The following is a 15,601-nucleotide window of genomic DNA, read 5'->3' as shown; positions in this document are numbered from 1 at the left end:
CGGATCAGTGGGCAATGCGTCTGGTCGCACAGCCGGGACAGGAGCCCCAGGAGACGACCTCCGCATGGCCGGCCACGAAGCCCTGGTCATCCGAGGCGGTGAGGCAGGGGGCGCGGCCGGGGGCGCAGTCGACGTCCGCGATCGCACCGCAGGAGCGGCGCACGACATGGCGATGGTTGTCCCGCACGCGTGACTCGTGGCGGGCGGTCGTACCGGCGGGTTCGATGTGCCGCACCGAACCGGCTGAAACCACTCGCGACTGCGCCTCGAAGTCAGACGCCATATCGTCAACATAGCCGCCCCCTTCGCAGAGCGGACACGCGGCCGTGCCCTGCCGTCCGTCTCGTGGCTTCGGACGCTCCTTGCCCGGGGTCGGCGGCAGGCGTACGTTTGACTCGATGACCAAAATCATCCGTTCGGTCACGAGAGGCGCTCATGAAGACCGTCAACATGATGGATCCCAACCTGCTGGCCGACCCCTTCGGCGGCTTCGCCGAGCTCAGGGAGGAGGCGCCCGTGCTCCGCGCCTCCTTCCCGTGGCTGGATGACGACACCCCCATCTGGCTGGTCACCCGGTACGACGACGTCAGGACCGTGCTGAGCGACCACCGGTTCGTCAACGACCCGCGCAACGTGCCAGGCGGGGCGGTCGACAACGCGCGCACGAAGATCGCGCAGGCGAGGGGCGTCCCGCCCGAGTACGCCGACTTCCTGGCCAACGGCATGCTCGACCTCGACGGCGACGACCACCTCAGGCTGCGCAGGCTGGTCTCGCGCGCCTTCACGGCCAGGCGCGTGATGGAGCTGCGGCCCCGCGTGGAGGAGATCAGCGCGCGGCTGCTCGACGCGCTGCCGTCCGACCGGGTCGTCGACCTGGTCGAGGAGTACGCCTACCCGCTGCCGATCACCGTCATCTGCGAGCTGGTCGGCATCCCCGAGGCCGACCGCCCGCAGTGGAGGGCCTGGGGCGCCCGCATGGTCAGCATGGAACCCGGCGCGCTCGCCGAGCCGCTCGTCGGCATCATCGAGTACGTCCGCGACCTCATCCCCCGCCGGCGCGCCACCCCCGCCGACGACCTGCTCACCGGGCTCATCAGGGCCCACGACGAGGACGGCGACCGCCTGAGCGACGCCGAGTTGGTCACCATGGTGCTCACGCTCGTCCTGGCGGGTCACGAGACCACCGCCCACCTGATCGGCAACGGCACCGCCGCCCTGCTGACCCACCCCGACCAGCTCGCCAGGCTGCGCGCCGAGCCCGAACTGATGCCGCGCGCCGTCCACGAGCTCATGCGCTGGTGCGGGCCCGTCCACGGCACCCGCCTGCGCTACCCCGTCGAGGACGTCGAGCTCGACGGCGCCGTGCTCAGGCGGGGCGAGCCGGTGATGGCGGTGCTCGTGAGCGCGAACTTCGATCCCCGCAGGTTCGACGACGCCGACCGGCTCGACATCGCCCGCGAGTCCGACAGCAGGCGCGAGGTCCACGTGGGCTTCGGCCACGGGCTGCACTACTGCCTGGGGGCGGCGCTGGCCCGGCAGGAGGGCGAGGTGGCCTTCGGCGGGCTGCTGTCGCGCTTCCCCGGGCTACGCCTGGCCGTCCCGCCCGAGAAGCTGGAGCGGCAGCTCATGCCCGGCTCATGGCGCCTGGCGGCCCTTCCCGTGCTCCTGGACGGCTGACCGGCCGACTCGCCCGGCTCGCCCGCGCGCCCCAGGCCGGTCCCGAGCCCTCCCCGCACCGGCCGCGGGGCCGTCACGCCCCCGGCTCCTCCCGCGCCCCCTGGCGGCGCCATGGCTCCTGGGCGGGTCCATAATCACACGTTATGACCAACCCCCGGATCGATCCCCCGTTCATCGCCGGCGAGCGCGAGATGCTCGACTCCTGGCTCGACTGGCACCGCGAGACGCTGGCGATCAAGTGCGCCGGCCTGACCGACGACCAGCTGCGCGAGCGGTCCGCGGCGCCGTCCACGCTGTCACTGCTGGGCCTGGTACGCCACCTGGCCGACGTGGAGCGCGGCTGGTTCCGCCGGCACCTCATGGGCGAGGACGCCCCGCGCCTGCACTCCACCGACGGCCGCCCTGACGACGTCTTCGACGACATCGCCACGATGACCGGCGAGCAGGCGCTGGCCGCCTGGCGCGCCGAGGTCGCCCATGCCCGCGAGGTGTCGGCCGGACTCCCGCTCGACACGATCGGCAAGGGCCTGCGGCACGGCCAGGAGGTGTCACTCCGGTGGATCATGGTGCACATGATCGAGGAGTACGCCCGCCACAACGGCCACGCCGACCTGCTGCGCGAGCGGATCGACGGGGCGACGGGCGACTGACCTCAGCCGGAGAGCCTGATCGGGTTGACCAGGTCGGCGTAGACGAGCAGCCCCGCCATGACGATCATGACCATGGCGAGCGCGTAGGTCAGCGGCAGCACCTTGGCGATGTCGACGTAGCCGGGCTCCGGCCGCCGCATCACGCGGGCGTAGCCGCGCTTGACGCCCTCCCACAGGCCGCCGGCGATGTGGCCGCCGTCGAGCGGCAGCAGCGGGATCAGGTTGAACATGCCGATCGCCAGGTTGAACCCGGCCAGCAGGTTGACCAGCTGGAAGAGCTTGTCCTTGACCGGCAGCTCCGAGGCGGCGATCTCACCGCCGATGCGTCCGGCGCCGACGACGCCGATGGGCCCGTTGGGGTCGCGCTCCTCGCCAGAGAAGGCCGCCTGCCACACGCCGACCATCCGCTGGGGCAGGTTGACCAGCGACTCGGCCACGTGGCCGGTCAGCGTGGCCATGTAGCCGATCACGGTGCCGACGCTCTGCTGCTCGTAGACCTTGGTGGCCATGACGCCGAGGAAACCCTCGCCCTTGGTCCTGGCCGTGGGGTCGTCGACGGCCGCCCTGGTGATGAGCGTGACGTCGAGGGTCATCGGCTTGCCGTCGCGGACGATGCCGATCGTGACCGGACCGGCGCCGTGCTTCCTGATCTTCTGGGTGGCCTCTTCCCAGGTGCTGACCTTGACGCCGTTGAAGGCGACGATCCTGTCGCCGGCCTTCATGCCCGCCTTGGCGGCGGGCGTCGGCTGGTCGCCCGCCGCGCAGACCGTGCGGGTCTGGCCGTGCGGGATGACGCAGGCGTTGGTGTCGGGCGAGACCACGGGCGACAGACCGGGCAGGCCGATGCCGACGAGCAGGATCGTGAACAGCACGAAGGCCAGCACGAAGTTCATCAGCGGGCCGCCGAACATGATGATGACCTTCTGCCACCACTTCTTGCGGTAGAAGACGCGGTCGTCGTCGCCGGGGCCCACCTCCTCCTGCGCCACGTCCCGCGCGGTGTCGATGAGGCCCTGGAACGGCCCGGTCGAGGATCTGCGCAGCTTGGTGGGGTCGTCGCCGGGGCGGGGCGGCAGCATGCCGATCATGCGGATGTAGCCGCCGAACGGGATCCACTTGATCCCGTACTCCGTCTCGCCCTTTCTCTTCGACCACAACGTGCCGCCGAAGCCCACCATGTACTGCGTCACCCTGACGCCGAACAGCTTGGCGGGAACGAGGTGGCCGATCTCGTGCAGGGCGATGGAGGCCATCAGCCCCAGCACGAAGATGACGATCCCCGCGATGTAGAGCCAGATCATCTACGCGCGCTCCGTGGCTGAGAAGAAGGTCCGACAAGCCCAGAGTAGTCGAACAATCCAATGCTGAACGGCTTGCGCGTCCTTTGCGAAAGCATGACGCCACGTTGACACTGCGCAGCCGTCCGATCACTCTAGGGGATGTGTCGCTTCGGATCCTGGTCGCCGAGCACCGTCCGCTGGTGCGCAGGGGCCTGGTCGCCTCGCTCGAGGCGGAGCCCGACCTGCAGGTCGTGGCCCAGGTCGGCAGCAGTACGGAGATCGTCCCCGCGGCGCTGCGGCACCAGCCTCAGGCCGCCGTCGTCGACCTCGGCCTGCCCGGCCTCGACGGGCTCGGCGCCACCGCGCTGCTGCGCGAGCACGCGCCCGGCTGCCGGGTGCTGATCCTGTCCGCCCAGCCCAACCCTGGCCAGGTACGGCGGGCCTTCGAGGCGCGCGCGACCGGCTTCATGGGCCTCGACGTGGCGCCCGAGGTGCTGGCCGCGGGCCTGCGGGCGATGGCCGAGGGGCGCAGGGCCGTCGACACCGAGCTGGCACTGGCGGCGCTGGAATCGGCCGCCAACCCGCTGACCCCGCGCGAGCGCGAGGTGCTGCGCGTCGCGGCGGGCGGGGCGCGCTCCACGGAGATCGCCGACCAGCTGTTCCTGTCGGTGGGCACGGTCCGCAACCACCTGTCGCGCATCATGTGCAAGACGGGTGCCCGCAACAGGCTCGACGCGGTGCGCATCGCCAGCGACTCCGGCTGGCTGTAACGCGGACCGCCCCCACGCCGTCCCACGCTCCGGCCATGCCGTCGGCGGGCCCGCTTCAGCCGGCCCAGCCCTGTGAACCGCCTACCGCCACCGAGCCCTACGCACCGCCACCGAACCCTGCGAACCGCGGCCGAGCCCCGGCGGAACCGCGCCGCTCCTGCCGGGGCTCGGGGCTCAGGGGCGCTCGGTGGCGCCCCTGCCGGCCGTGACCGCCCCTTGAGGGTCTCAGGCCCGCTCCCTTGCCAGACAGTGACTCAGCTCACGATCTGACCGTGTCATTCGTCACGGCCGCCAGATGAGCACCAGCGCGCAGTCGTCGTTGTGGCCGGAGGCCATCGAGCTGACCAGCGCCCTGGCGCCGTCACCGAAACCCGAGGGCAGCAGCCGCTCGGCCTCGCCCAGCAGCCTGTCGAGGCCCGCGTCGATGTCGCGGCCCGGCTGCTCGATGAGGCCGTCGGTGTAGAGCATGAGGGCGTCGCCCTTGCGCAGCACCCCGCTGTCGGGCTCGCAGTGCAGGTCGGGCACGACTCCGAGGACCACGCCCTTGGCCGCGGCGATCTCCCAGGTGCCGGTGCCGGAGTCGAGCTTGACCACGGGAGGGTGACCGGCCGAGGTGATCGTGTACTCGCCGGTGGCCAGGTCGAGGCGCAGGTGGACGGCGGTGACGAAGCCCTCGTCGCCGCGCTGGCGGTGGAGGTAGCCGTTGCAGGCGGGCAGGAAGTCGTCGACCGAGCCGAGCAGCCCGCCGAACGTGCCCGACAGCAGCAGCGCTCTGGTGCCGGCGTCGACGCCCTTGCCGGACACGTCGACCAGGGCGATGTCGACCTTGTCGCCGTCGCGCGTGGAGACCAGGAAGTCGCCGCCGAAGGAGGAGCCGCCCGCCTGTTTGAGCACCACCTTGGCGCCCCACTCCTTGGGCAGCGCGGGCAGCTCGCTCTGGCTCTTGAGCCGGTCGCGCAGCTCCAGCAGCATGGCGTCGCCGCGCAGCCCCTGCACGCCCAGTTTGCCCCTGGTGCGCGCCATGAGCACGGCCAGGACCGTGGTGAAGCCGATGGTCACCATGAGCCCGAGCCCGATGCTGTTGACGCCCAGGACCGCTCCAATGTAGGCGAGCGAGGCCAGGACGGAGACCAGCAGGATCGCCAGGCTGCGCAGCCGTAGCTGCAGGCCGCCGATGAGCGTGATGAGGATGAACAGGGACGGCGAGAACCACTCCATCGAGACACGGGCGGCCAGCCCGCCGACGGTCAGGGTCAGCACCGACAGCGTGATGAGCAGGTTGCGGTCGCGGGCCAGCGGCCCTCTCCGGAGGAATCTGACGAGGGGCACCAGACCGGGCACCTTGACCAGCACCGCACGCAGCCGAGGCGGGATCTGCGGCACCGGACGTGAATTCATGATGCGCCTGACTGTAGCGTTCTCTCCCTCATTTGGGCAGCCCACTTGACCAAGACCTTGATCATTTACCATGGATATTGGGTGGCCGTCCGGCTTTGCCCGCTCCTACCGTGGACGGATGACCTATCCGATCCGCCCCATCTCGGAAGACGAGTGGCCCCAGTTCAGCGGCGTGCTCGTCGAGGCCTTCAACTGGACGCCCCCTCCCGCCCAGGCCGAACGCTGGAAGGCCAACACCGAGTTCGACCGGACACTGGCCGCCTTCGACGGCGACCTCATCGCGGGCGTCACCGGCGTCCACAGTCTCTCGATGGCCGTGCCGGGCGGCACGCTGCCGGTGGCGGGGGTGACCGCGGTCAGCGTCCTGCCCTCCCACCGCCGCCGCGGCATCCTCTCGCAGCTCATGCGCCGGCAGCTCGCCGACGTACGTGAGCGGGGCGAGGCCGTGGCCGCGCTCTACGCCTCCGAGGCGGTCATCTACGGCCGGTTCGGCTACGGCAGAGCGTCCGACAACCTGGCGATCGGCATCCCCACGCACCGCTCGGCCTTCGTCGCGACCGCCCCGTCCGATCCCTCGCTCAGGATCCGCGTCGTCACGCCCGCCGACGTCAGGCCGGTCCTGGAGGAGCTGTTCGCCTCCGTCGTGGCGGAACGGCCCGGCCGCTACGCGCGCAACGAGCACTTCTGGAACCACATGCTGGCCGACGAGGAGTTCGACCAGAACGGCGCCGGCAGGCTGCGCGCGATTCTGGTGGAGGACGCCGACAAGGCACGCGGCTACGCGCTGTTCCGCGTCAAGGGGGGCTGGGCCGACAACGGCGGACCCGACGGCGAGCTGCAGCTGCGCGAGCTGCACGCCACCGACCCCGCGGCGCACGCGCTGCTGTGGCGCTCGGTGCTCGACCGCGACCTGGTCACCAAGGTCACGGCCGACGTCCCGGTCGACGACCCGATCACCCAGCTGCTGGCCGACGTCCGCCAGCTCAACGCGCGCTGGGGCGACGAGCTCTGGGTCAGGCTGGTCTCGGTGGACGCCGCGCTGGCCGCCCGCGCGTACGCCGCGCCGGTGGACGTGGTGATCGAGGTGGCCGACGACGTCTGCCCGTGGAACGCCGGCCGCTGGCACCTCACCGCGGACACCGGCTCGGCCTCCTGCAAGCCCACCGACGAGGCGCCCGACCTGTCGCTGCCGGTGGCCGCGCTGGGCGGGGCCTACCTGGGGGCCGGCTCGCTCGCGGCCCAGCACGCGGCAGGCCTGCTGACCGAGCACTCGGCGGGCGCGGTCCGGGCGCTGGCCACCGCGCTGTCGTGGTCGCCCGCCCCGTGGGCGGGTCTGGTGTTCTGACCGGCTCAGGAACGCCCGGAGAGCGGGCGGGCGGCCGGGGGCAGATCGGCGGGCGCGGCGCGCCTGCCCCGGCGCCGAGCGGGTCGACGATCCGACCCGCCCGGCACGGGTCGATGGTCCGATCGGCCCGGCCCGGCGCGGGTCGGTCTGATCGGTCCGTCCCGGCGCGGTACGGGTCGGTCTGATCCGTCCGTTCCAGCGCGGTGCCGGTCGGTCCGATCCGTGCGGCGCCGCACGCCGCGGGTCGGGTCGGCTTGATGGGGTACGGCAGGCACGGCCGGCCGCCACCGCGGGCACGGGGCGGGCCTCCCTCCAGGGGCACGCTCCTCGAGCGCGCGGGGCCGGCCGCCGCCACGGACGGGCCGGGGGCGGGTTACAGTCACAGGTATGGCGCTGCAGAGTTTGCAGATCACGGCGATCACCGCGATGCGGGCCAGGGACGTCTCCAGGCCCTCGCAGGAGCAGCAGGAGGCCGCCGACCGGCGACCCTTGCGCGACGAGACCCCCCGGCGCGAACCGCGCCGCAAGCAGTAACCCCCGGCGCACGGCCGCCCCTTTCGCCCGCAAGCCCTTCTTCTGGCGGATGCCGCGAGACCGCGCGAGCGGGCGCGCCCCGGCGTGCCTGCGCTCTTCGGGAGCGAATATGCCTGCGCTCTTCGGGAGCCCACGTGCCTGCGCTCCGGGAGCGAACGTGCCTGCGCATTTCGGTAGAGAACCTATGGCGCGGGATCTGGCGAGCGGATGCCCGACCCGCGCGACGAGGCCACGGCGAGCGGGTGTCCGCTCGCCGTGGAGGCGCGGGCGGTCGGCCCCCGGAGCCTGGCGGGCCGCTACGGCAGCGGCGGCAACTGGCCGATGGTCTCGTAGGAGGCCAGCTGGGCGATGCGGCGGCTGTGGCGCTCGGCGCCGGAGAACGGCGTGTCGAGGAACACCTCGACGAACCCGGTCGCCTCCTCCTCGGAGTGCATGCGGGCGCCGACGCTGATGACGTTGGCGTTGTTGTGCTCGCGGGCGAGCCGCGCCGTCTCCTCGCTCCAGGCCAGCGCGGCACGGATGCCGCGCACCTTGTTGGCCGCGATCTGCTCACCGTTGCCGGAGCCGCCGATCACGATGCCCAGGCTGCCGGGGTCGCCCGCGACCCCCTCGGCGGCGCGCAGCACGAACGCGGGGTAGTCGTCCTCGGCGTCGTAGACGAAAGGACCGCAGTCGGTCACCTCGTGCCCTTGGTCCTTCAACCAGGTCACCAGGTGGTTCTTCAGCTCATAGCCGGCATGGTCGGCACCGATGTAGACACGCACGGGACCAGTTTGGCAGGTTCGCAAGGCGCGCTCCACGCCGGTCCCACGCTAGAGTAAGAGGCTCTTGCCCCACTCAGCCCTTACAGGAGTACAGCGCCCATGCGTGAGATCCGGTACATCGGCGATCCCGTCCTGCGCACCCCGGCCGAACCCGTCGTCGACTTCGACAGGGAGCTGAGGAAGCTGATCGACGAGATGTTCGAGGCGATGTACGCGGCCGAAGGCGTGGGCCTGGCCGGACCCCAGATCGGCGTGTCGCGCCGGCTGTTCGTCTACGACTGCAGCGGGCGCAAGGGGCACCTGATCAACCCCACGCTGACGATCGACGACGCCGAGCCGGTGCTCGACGAGGAGGGCTGCCTGTCGGTTCCCGGGCGCGACACCGGCAGGCCGCTGTACGCCGCCACTCCGCGGGCGGCGGGCGTGAGCATCGAGGGCGTCGACAGGCTCGGCCGCACCGTGCGGCTCAAGGCGCGCGGCCTGCTGGCACGCTGCTTCCAGCACGAGACCGACCACCTGGACGGCACGCTCTACGTCGACCGGCTGCCGAAGAGCGAGGCCCGCAAGATCCTCCAGCGCACACCCTGACGCCGGACCGATCGCCTAGGTTGGCCGCATGGGAGTACTCAGCGGCAAGGGGGCGGTCGTCACCGGAGGGTCCAGGGGCATCGGCAGGGCAATCGTCGAGCGTCTGGCCAGGGACGGCGCTCAGGTGGTCTTCAGCTACCGCAGCCAGGTGGAGGCGGCCGAGCGGGTCGCCGCCGCCACGGGGGCGCATGCCGTACAGGCGGACCTGGCGGGCAAGGCGGATCTGGAGCGGCTGTTCGCCGCGGCCGAGGCGGTCCTGCCGGGGCTGGACATCCTGGTCAACAACGCAGCGACCGGCGGTCCCCGGTCCATCGCCGACACCAGCGACGACGACTACGAGCACGTCATGGCGGTCAACGCCAGGGCGGTGTTCATCGCGATGCGCTGGGCGGCCAGGACGATGCGCGACGGCGGCAGGATCATCAACATCTCCACCCTCAACACGGCGCTGGCGGTGCCCGGCGTCGCCGTGTACGCCGCGAGCAAGGCGGCGGTCGAGCGGTTCGCCATGGTGGCCGCTCGCGAGCTCGGCGGGCGCGGGATCACCGTCAACAGCGTCTCTCCCGGCGCGGTCGACACCGAGCTGCTGCGTTCCACCAACCCGCCGGAGGCGCTGGAGCGCATGCCCGAGCTCACCGCGCTCGGGCGGATCGGCCGGCCGGCCGACATCGCCGACGTGGTGGCCTTCCTCGCCGGGCCGGACGGCAGGTGGCTGACCGGCCAGAACCTGCGCGCGACGGGCGGCCTGCTGCTGTGACGCCGGCTCAGAGCTGGAGCGACTTGATCTCGAAGTACTCCTCGAGCCCGTGCTCGCCCAGCTCCCTGCCGATGCCGGAGTGCTTGTAGCCGCCGAAGGGCGCCTGCGGGTTGAACTGGCCGCCGTTGATCGACACCTGGCCGGTGCGCAGCCGCCTGGCCACCGCGACGGCCCGTTCCTGCGTGCCCGCCCACACGGCGCCGGCCAGGCCGTAGCGGGTGCCGTCGGCGATCTGCACGGCCTGCTCCTCGGTGGTGTAGGGGATGATCGACAGGACCGGACCGAAGATCTCCTCCTGCTCGATCGTCATTCCCGGCTCCACGCCGGCGAAGATGGTCGGCTCGACGTAGTAGCCGCGCTCCAGGGGGCGCTCGGTGCCGCCGATGATGAGGCGGGCGCCCTCCTCCTGCCCCGTGTTGATGTAGCGGACCACGCGGTCGCGCTGGGCGGCCGAGACCAGCGGGCCGATCCTGGTGGCACCGTCGAAGGGGTCGCCGACGGTGTACTTGCGGGCGGCCTCGACGGCCAGGCCCACCGCCTGGTCGTACTGGTCGCGGTGGACGATCATCCGCGACCACGCCGAGCAGGTCTGCCCGGCGTTGACGAAGGCGTTGGCGACGCCCGCCTTGACGGCGACGGCCAGGTCGGCGTCGGGCAGGATCAGGTTGGCCGACTTGCCGCCGAGCTCCAGCGCGACCCGCTTGACGCTCTCGGCCGCCAGCGCGGCCACGCGGCGGCCCGCCTTCGTGGACCCGGTGAAGGAGACCATGTCGACCTCGGGGTGGGTGACCAGCGCCTCGCCGACCACCGGGCCCCTGCCGCTGAGCAGGTTGAACACGCCGCGCGGCAGGCCGATCTCGTCGAAGATCTCGGCCAGCGCGTAGGCGGCCAGCGGGGCCACCTCGCTCGGCTTGAGCACGACCGTGCAGCCGGCCGCCAGCGCGGGCGCGACCTTGCAGATGATCTGGTGGAGCGGGTAGTTCCACGGCGTGATCGCGGCCACCACGCCGGCGGGCTCCTTGACCACGAGCGAGTTGCCGATCCTGCTCTCGCGGGGGTGGCTCTCGGCCAGCTGCGCGTAGGAGGCCAGCACGCCCGCGGGCATCAGCGTCTGCACCTTCAGCGCGAAGCCGTACGGCGCGCCCATGTCGGTGGCGATCGTCCTGGCGACGCTCTCGGCGCGCTCCTGCAGCAGGTCGGCGGCCGCGGCCAGCAGCTTGCCTCGCTCGGCGGGCGCGGTGGCCGACCAGTCGGGGAAGGCGGCGCGGGCGAACAGGACCGCGGCCTCTGCGTCATCCGGTGCGCCGGCCGGAACGGTATCGATCGTCTCCTCTGTCGCGGGGTTGACGACGTCGATTCCTTCTCCCGAGACCGAGGCCGTCCAGGCCCCGTTGATATAGAGATGACGCATGTCCCCCATCCTTGCGTGCCGAAGGTCACAAAGCGAGAACCTTGACTCCCCTGAGAGTACGGCTTAGCGCGCAGGGTTAGGGGGACATGTCGGAGATCTCGTGACTAGTCGAAGACGGGCCGCTTGGTGCGGGTCCGCTTGAGCTCGAAGAAGTCCTCGAAGCCGGCGACGGCGCGGACGCCGTCCCAGAGCCTGCCCGCGTCCTCGCCCCGCAGGATCTTCGTCAGGACGGGCCCGAAGAAGGCCACGCCCTCGACCTGGATGACGGGGGTGCCGACCTCCTGGCCCACCAGGTCCATGCCGCGGAAGTGCGACTCCCTGATGGCCTCGTCGTAGTCACCGGAGTCCATCGCGTCGGCCACCTCCCTGTCGAGGCCCGCGGCCTCCAGGGCGTCGACGAGCGTGTCCCTGATGGTGGGGCCCTCCTTGGGCCGGCCCTCGTTGTGGAAGCGGGTGCCGAGCTCGGTGTACAGCGGACCCACCACGTGCTGGCCGTACTTCTCCGCGGCGGCCGCCACGACCCGGACGGGGCCGATCGCCGCGGCGATCATCTGGCGGTACTCGTCGGGGATGTCCTTGTCCTCGTTGAGGACGTTCAGGCTCATGATGTGCCAGCGGGGTTCGATCGGCCGGACCTTCTCGACTTCCAGCAACCAGCGAGAAGTGATCCAGGCGAAGGGACAGAACGGGTCGAACCAGAGATCTACAGGGGTTCGTTCAGCCATGGTGGGGGTTCCCTCAGTCGTGATGACCTTGCCGTCGGCCATAACCTGAGTGAGAGTCAGGACTATTCCTGACGTGACAGGATTCAGACATAACCCCAAAGATGTGGTGAAGAGGAGCGGATCTTGGCAGGCAACCTGACCCGTGACGAAGCTCGCGAGCGGGCCCGGCTGTTGAAGGTCGAGTCGTACGACGTCAAACTCGACCTGACGGAGGGTGAGGAGCGGTTCGAGAGCGTCACGACCGTTCGCTTCTCCGCCGCGGAACCCGGCGCGACGACGTTCATCGACCTGCACGGCGCCCACCTGCGCTCGGTCGAGCTCAACGGCGTGGCGCTCGACGTGTCCGCCTACGACGCCGACAAGGGACGCTTCCCGCTGTCCGGCTTGGCCGCCGACAACGAGCTGACGATCGACGCCGACTGCGCCTACATGCGTACGGGCGAGGGTCTGCACCGGTTCGTCGACCCCGTGGACCAGAAGGTCTACCTGCACACGCAGTTCGAGACGGCCGACGCGCACCGCATGTACGCCTGCTTCGACCAGCCCGACCTGAAGGCGGCCTTCGAGCTGACCGTGCTGGCCCCGGCCGACTGGGAGGTCGTCTCCAACAGCGCCGCCGACTCCGTCGAGGAGCTGGAGGAGCACAAGGGCCGCCACGGCACGATGCGGGCGGCCAGGCGCCATCACTTCGCGCCCACCGCGCGCATCTCCACCTACATCACCGCACTGGTGGCCGGCGGCTACCACAAGGTGACCTCCGAGCACGACGGCATCCCGCTGGGCATCTACTGCCGCGCCTCGCTGGCCGAGCACCTCGACCCGGACAACATCTTCGAGGTCACCCGTCAGGGCTTCGACTTCTTCCACAAGGTCTTCGGCGTCCGCTACCCGTTCGGCAAGTACGACCAGCTGTTCGTCCCGGAGTTCAACGCGGGCGCGATGGAGAACGCCGGCTGCGTGACCTTCCTGGAGGACTACGTCTTCCGCTCCCGCGTCACCGACGCCATCATCGAGCGCCGCGCGGAGACGATCCTGCACGAGATGGCGCACATGTGGTTCGGCGACCTGGTCACCATGCGCTGGTGGGACGACCTGTGGCTGAACGAGTCGTTCGCCACCTACGCCTCCGTGCTGTGCCAGTCGGAGGCCACCCGCTGGGGCAACGGCGCGTGGACCACGTTCGCGAACGTGGAGAAGGCCTGGGCCTACCGCCAGGACCAGCTGCCCTCCACCCACCCGATCGCCGCCGACATCCCCGACATGCAGGCGGTCGAGGTCAACTTCGACGGCATCACCTACGCCAAGGGCGCCTCGGTGCTCAAGCAGCTGGTGGCCTACGTCGGCCTCGACAACTTCCTGGCCGGCGTCCGCGACTACTTCTCCGAGCACGCCTGGGGCAACACCGAGCTCAAGGACCTGCTCACCGCGCTGGAGCGGACCAGCGGCCGCGACCTGTCGTCGTGGTCGAAGGAGTGGCTGGAGACCTCCTGGGTCAACACGCTGCGCCCCTCGTTCGAGGTGGACGCCGAGGGCCGCTTCACCCGCTTCGAGGTGCTGCAGGAGGCGCCGGCCGAGTACCCGACGCTGCGGTCGCACCGCGTCGCGATCGGCCTGTACTCCCTGGTCGACGGCGAGCTGACCAGGACCAGGCGGGTCGAGCTCGACGTGGTCGGCGCGCGCACGGCCGTCGCCGAGCTGGTCGGCGAGGTCCAGCCCGACCTGGTGCTCGTCAACGACGACGACCTCACCTACGCCAAGGTGCGGCTCGACGAGCGCTCCCTGGCCACGCTGGTCGACGGTGGCATCACGCGCTTCACCGAGTCGCTGCCGCGCGCGCTGTGCTGGTCGGCGGCCTGGGACATGACGCGTGACGCCGAGATGGCCACCCGCGACTACGTCAAGCTGGTCATCTCCGGCATCTCGACCGTCAAGGACATCACGGTCGTGCAGACCGTGCTGCGCCAGGCCCGCCAGGCCGTGCAGCAGTACGCCGACCCGGCCTGGCAGGCCGAGGGCCTGGCCCAGCTCGCCGCGGCGCTGAAGTCGTGGATCGCCTCGGCCGAGGCCGGTTCCGACCACCAGCTCGCCTACGTCAACGCCTTCTGCGCGGTGGCCACCTCGAGCGAGGACCTGGTCTTCGTCAAGGGCATCCTGGACGGCACGTCGGTGCCCGAGGGCCTGGCCGTCGACGCCGACCTGCGCTGGACGCTGACGCACGCGCTGGTCAGCGGCGGCGTGCTCGGCGCGGCCGACATCGAGGCGGAGCTGCAGCGCGACGCCACCGCCTCGGGCGAGCGCTCGGCCGCCCTGTGCAAGGCGGCCATCCCGACCGCCGAGGCCAAGGCGGAGGCGTGGGCGGCGATCACCGGCGGCAAGCTGGCCAACGCGATCTTCAGGACGACGATCGCCGGGTTCCAGGACCCGCACCACGTGGAGTTGCTCGCGCCGTACAAGGAGAAGTACTTCGCCGAGGTCGGGCGGATCTACGACGAGTGGACGTTCGACATGGCGCAGAGCTTCTCCGTGGGGTGCTTCCCCTCGCTGCTGATCGAGCAGGGGACGGTCCAGGCGGCCGACGACTACCTCGCCTCGTCCGGCGCTCCCCAGGCGCTGCGCAGGATGGTCATGGAGGGTGCCGACGGCGTGAGCCGCGCCCTGCGGGCCCGCGCCAAGGACGCCTCCGCGCGCGGCTGACCGGCCGCGCGGCCGCCCCTGCGGGGCGGCTGACATGAGGCACCCGCCGATGTGACGGGCGCCCCTCGGCTCTCGAGGGGCGCCCGGTCGCGTTTCACGGGCGGGGTCAGCGGTAGGAGCCGTCCTGGATGTCGGCGACCGCGCCGGGGCGCTCGGGCGTCCAGCCCAGCGTGTCACGGGCGGCCTGACCGGCGACGGACTGGTCGAGCGCCAGGGCGTCGGCGAACAGCCGGCCGAGCTCCGCACCGGCCTGCTCCAGCGGCCAGCTCTCGGGCGCGGCGGCGAGCCCGGCCGCGCGTCCCGCGGCGGCGGCCAGATCCGTGACGGGCACCGCGTTCTCGGTCACGCCATGCCAGAGCGTCCCGGGGTCCGCCTTCTCGACCACCAGCGCGAACAGGTCGGCGAGGTCGTCGACGTGCACCATCGGCCAGCGCACCGACTCGTCGCCGACGAACCTGGGCGCGCCGTGCTTGGCGGCGAGGCTCACCAGCAGGGCGGGGATGCCGCCGCCGCGGCCGTGCACGATGCCGGGGCGGATCACGCTGGCGCGTACGCCGTCGGCCGCGGCCGCGAGCACCTGGCGCTCGATGTCCGGGCGGTAGCCCACGATCGGCAGCGGGTTGACCGGCGTCCGCTCGTCGGCGGTCTCGGCCCCGGTCGCGCCGAGCACCCACACGCCGCTGGTGTAGACGAAGGCCCGCCCGGTACCGCGCAGCGGCTCGGTCAGGGCGGTGATCGCGGCGGCGTCGACGGCGGCGTCACCGGTGGGTCCGGCCAGGTTGATCACAGCGTCGATGTCGGGCGTCACGGCCGCGGTGAGCGAGGCGGGATCCGTCATGTCGCCGACGCGGCGCTCGTTCCCCCGCCCGGACCCCACGGAGGTGGGGCGGGTGAGCTCGACGATCTCGTGGCCCCGCTCCGCCAGCCGCTCGGAGACGGCCGTGCCCAGGTAGCCGCTCGCACCGATGATCAGAACACGCATGTCAGACCTCCATCAAAAATTTCGAT

At 71.3% G+C, this 15,601-nt stretch carries 15 protein-coding genes; 8 read left to right on the top strand and 7 right to left on the bottom strand.

The window, feature by feature from the left end; genetic code table 11:
* Positions 1–4 precede the first annotated feature (4 nt).
* Entirely contained in the window at positions 5–283 is a 279-nt protein-coding gene (locus ACWDLG_RS14045) for a hypothetical protein (protein ID WP_449919655.1), read from the bottom strand.
* A gap of 152 nt (positions 284–435) precedes the next feature.
* On the opposite strand from ACWDLG_RS14045, the gene ACWDLG_RS14040 reads away from it, so the two are divergent.
* Both ACWDLG_RS14040 and ACWDLG_RS14035 read left to right on the top strand, forming a co-directional pair.
* Positions 436–1,677, top strand: coding sequence for a cytochrome P450 family protein (locus tag ACWDLG_RS14040; protein ID WP_449919653.1), 1,242 nt, complete (start codon positions 436–438; stop codon positions 1,675–1,677).
* A gap of 143 nt (positions 1,678–1,820) precedes the next feature.
* Positions 1,821–2,327 (top strand): DinB family protein, encoded by a 507-nt coding sequence (locus ACWDLG_RS14035; RefSeq protein WP_449919650.1) that lies wholly within the window; start codon positions 1,821–1,823, stop codon positions 2,325–2,327.
* 2 nt (positions 2,328–2,329) lie between these two features.
* On the opposite strand, the gene ACWDLG_RS14030 is transcribed toward ACWDLG_RS14035, so the two are convergent.
* Positions 2,330–3,628, bottom strand: coding sequence for a M50 family metallopeptidase (locus tag ACWDLG_RS14030; RefSeq protein ID WP_449919649.1), 1,299 nt, complete (start codon positions 3,626–3,628; stop codon positions 2,330–2,332).
* Between the two features lie 140 nt (positions 3,629–3,768).
* On the opposite strand from ACWDLG_RS14030, the gene ACWDLG_RS14025 reads away from it, so the two are divergent.
* Positions 3,769–4,377, top strand: a complete 609-nt coding sequence (locus ACWDLG_RS14025; protein ID WP_449919647.1) for a response regulator transcription factor — start codon at positions 3,769–3,771, stop codon at positions 4,375–4,377.
* Between the two features lie 282 nt (positions 4,378–4,659).
* Here ACWDLG_RS14025 and ACWDLG_RS14020 read toward each other — a convergent pair whose 3' ends face one another.
* Positions 4,660–5,775: a PP2C family protein-serine/threonine phosphatase gene (locus tag ACWDLG_RS14020; protein ID WP_354914878.1), complete on the bottom strand. Its 1,116-nt coding sequence runs from the start codon at positions 5,773–5,775 to the stop codon at positions 4,660–4,662.
* A gap of 118 nt (positions 5,776–5,893) precedes the next feature.
* Between ACWDLG_RS14020 and ACWDLG_RS14015 the strand changes: the two genes are divergently transcribed.
* Positions 5,894–7,120: a GNAT family N-acetyltransferase gene (locus ACWDLG_RS14015; RefSeq protein ID WP_449919644.1), complete on the top strand. Its 1,227-nt coding sequence runs from the start codon at positions 5,894–5,896 to the stop codon at positions 7,118–7,120.
* Positions 7,121–7,507: 387 nt separating this feature from the next.
* Positions 7,508–7,654 (top strand): hypothetical protein, encoded by a 147-nt coding sequence (locus ACWDLG_RS14010; protein ID WP_354914882.1) that lies wholly within the window; start codon positions 7,508–7,510, stop codon positions 7,652–7,654.
* A gap of 296 nt (positions 7,655–7,950) precedes the next feature.
* On the opposite strand, the gene ACWDLG_RS14005 is transcribed toward ACWDLG_RS14010, so the two are convergent.
* The gene (locus ACWDLG_RS14005) at positions 7,951–8,418 is read right to left on the bottom strand and encodes a ribose-5-phosphate isomerase (protein ID WP_354914884.1); all 468 of its coding nucleotides are present in this window, start codon (positions 8,416–8,418) and stop codon (positions 7,951–7,953) included.
* Positions 8,419–8,517: 99 nt separating this feature from the next.
* Here ACWDLG_RS14005 and def point away from each other — a divergent pair, with 99 nt between their 5' ends.
* Both def and ACWDLG_RS13995 read left to right on the top strand, forming a co-directional pair.
* Positions 8,518–9,006, top strand: coding sequence for a peptide deformylase (gene def, locus ACWDLG_RS14000; protein ID WP_449919639.1), 489 nt, complete (start codon positions 8,518–8,520; stop codon positions 9,004–9,006).
* Positions 9,007–9,034: 28 nt separating this feature from the next.
* A complete protein-coding gene (locus ACWDLG_RS13995; protein WP_449919637.1) occupies positions 9,035–9,763 on the top strand; it encodes an SDR family oxidoreductase in 729 nt (242 codons plus the stop codon).
* Positions 9,764–9,770: 7 nt separating this feature from the next.
* Here ACWDLG_RS13995 and ACWDLG_RS13990 read toward each other — a convergent pair whose 3' ends face one another.
* Complete coding sequence (locus ACWDLG_RS13990) at positions 9,771–11,174, bottom strand: aldehyde dehydrogenase family protein (RefSeq protein ID WP_449919634.1); 1,404 nt, start codon at positions 11,172–11,174, stop codon at positions 9,771–9,773.
* Positions 11,175–11,278: 104 nt separating this feature from the next.
* Complete coding sequence (locus ACWDLG_RS13985; protein ID WP_449919631.1) at positions 11,279–11,899, bottom strand: mycothiol-dependent nitroreductase Rv2466c family protein; 621 nt, start codon at positions 11,897–11,899, stop codon at positions 11,279–11,281.
* Between the two features lie 123 nt (positions 11,900–12,022).
* Here ACWDLG_RS13985 and pepN point away from each other — a divergent pair, with 123 nt between their 5' ends.
* Positions 12,023–14,593, top strand: a complete 2,571-nt coding sequence (gene pepN, locus ACWDLG_RS13980) for an aminopeptidase N (RefSeq protein ID WP_449919628.1) — start codon at positions 12,023–12,025, stop codon at positions 14,591–14,593.
* Positions 14,594–14,699: 106 nt separating this feature from the next.
* On the opposite strand, the gene ACWDLG_RS13975 is transcribed toward pepN, so the two are convergent.
* Positions 14,700–15,575 carry an NAD-dependent epimerase/dehydratase family protein gene (locus ACWDLG_RS13975; protein ID WP_449919625.1) on the bottom strand — a complete coding sequence of 292 codons (876 nt, stop codon included), beginning with the start codon at positions 15,573–15,575 and terminating at the stop codon, positions 14,700–14,702.
* Positions 15,576–15,601: the final 26 nt, after the last annotated feature.

Source organism: Nonomuraea sp. NPDC003727, from assembly GCF_053586935.1.
This window is presented reverse-complemented; position numbering and strand designations above follow the sequence as displayed.

Bases quoted from the DNA above. Each gene is read 5' to 3' on its own strand.
- ACWDLG_RS14045 (WP_449919655.1), bottom strand. From the start codon at position 283: ATGGCGTCTGACTTCGAGGCGCAGTCGCGAGTGGTTTCAGCCGGTTCG.
- ACWDLG_RS14040 (WP_449919653.1), top strand. From the start codon at position 436: ATGAAGACCGTCAACATGATGGATCCCAACCTGCTGGCCGACCCCTTC.
- ACWDLG_RS14035 (WP_449919650.1), top strand. From the start codon at position 1,821: ATGACCAACCCCCGGATCGATCCCCCGTTCATCGCCGGCGAGCGCGAG.
- ACWDLG_RS14030 (WP_449919649.1), bottom strand. From the start codon at position 3,628: ATGATCTGGCTCTACATCGCGGGGATCGTCATCTTCGTGCTGGGGCTG.
- ACWDLG_RS14020 (WP_354914878.1), bottom strand. From the start codon at position 5,775: ATGAATTCACGTCCGGTGCCGCAGATCCCGCCTCGGCTGCGTGCGGTG.
- ACWDLG_RS14015 (WP_449919644.1), top strand. From the start codon at position 5,894: ATGACCTATCCGATCCGCCCCATCTCGGAAGACGAGTGGCCCCAGTTC.
- ACWDLG_RS14010 (WP_354914882.1), top strand. From the start codon at position 7,508: ATGGCGCTGCAGAGTTTGCAGATCACGGCGATCACCGCGATGCGGGCC.
- def (WP_449919639.1), top strand. From the start codon at position 8,518: ATGCGTGAGATCCGGTACATCGGCGATCCCGTCCTGCGCACCCCGGCC.
- ACWDLG_RS13995 (WP_449919637.1), top strand. From the start codon at position 9,035: ATGGGAGTACTCAGCGGCAAGGGGGCGGTCGTCACCGGAGGGTCCAGG.
- ACWDLG_RS13990 (WP_449919634.1), bottom strand. From the start codon at position 11,174: ATGCGTCATCTCTATATCAACGGGGCCTGGACGGCCTCGGTCTCGGGA.
- ACWDLG_RS13985 (WP_449919631.1), bottom strand. From the start codon at position 11,899: ATGGCTGAACGAACCCCTGTAGATCTCTGGTTCGACCCGTTCTGTCCC.
- ACWDLG_RS13975 (WP_449919625.1), bottom strand. From the start codon at position 15,575: ATGCGTGTTCTGATCATCGGTGCGAGCGGCTACCTGGGCACGGCCGTC.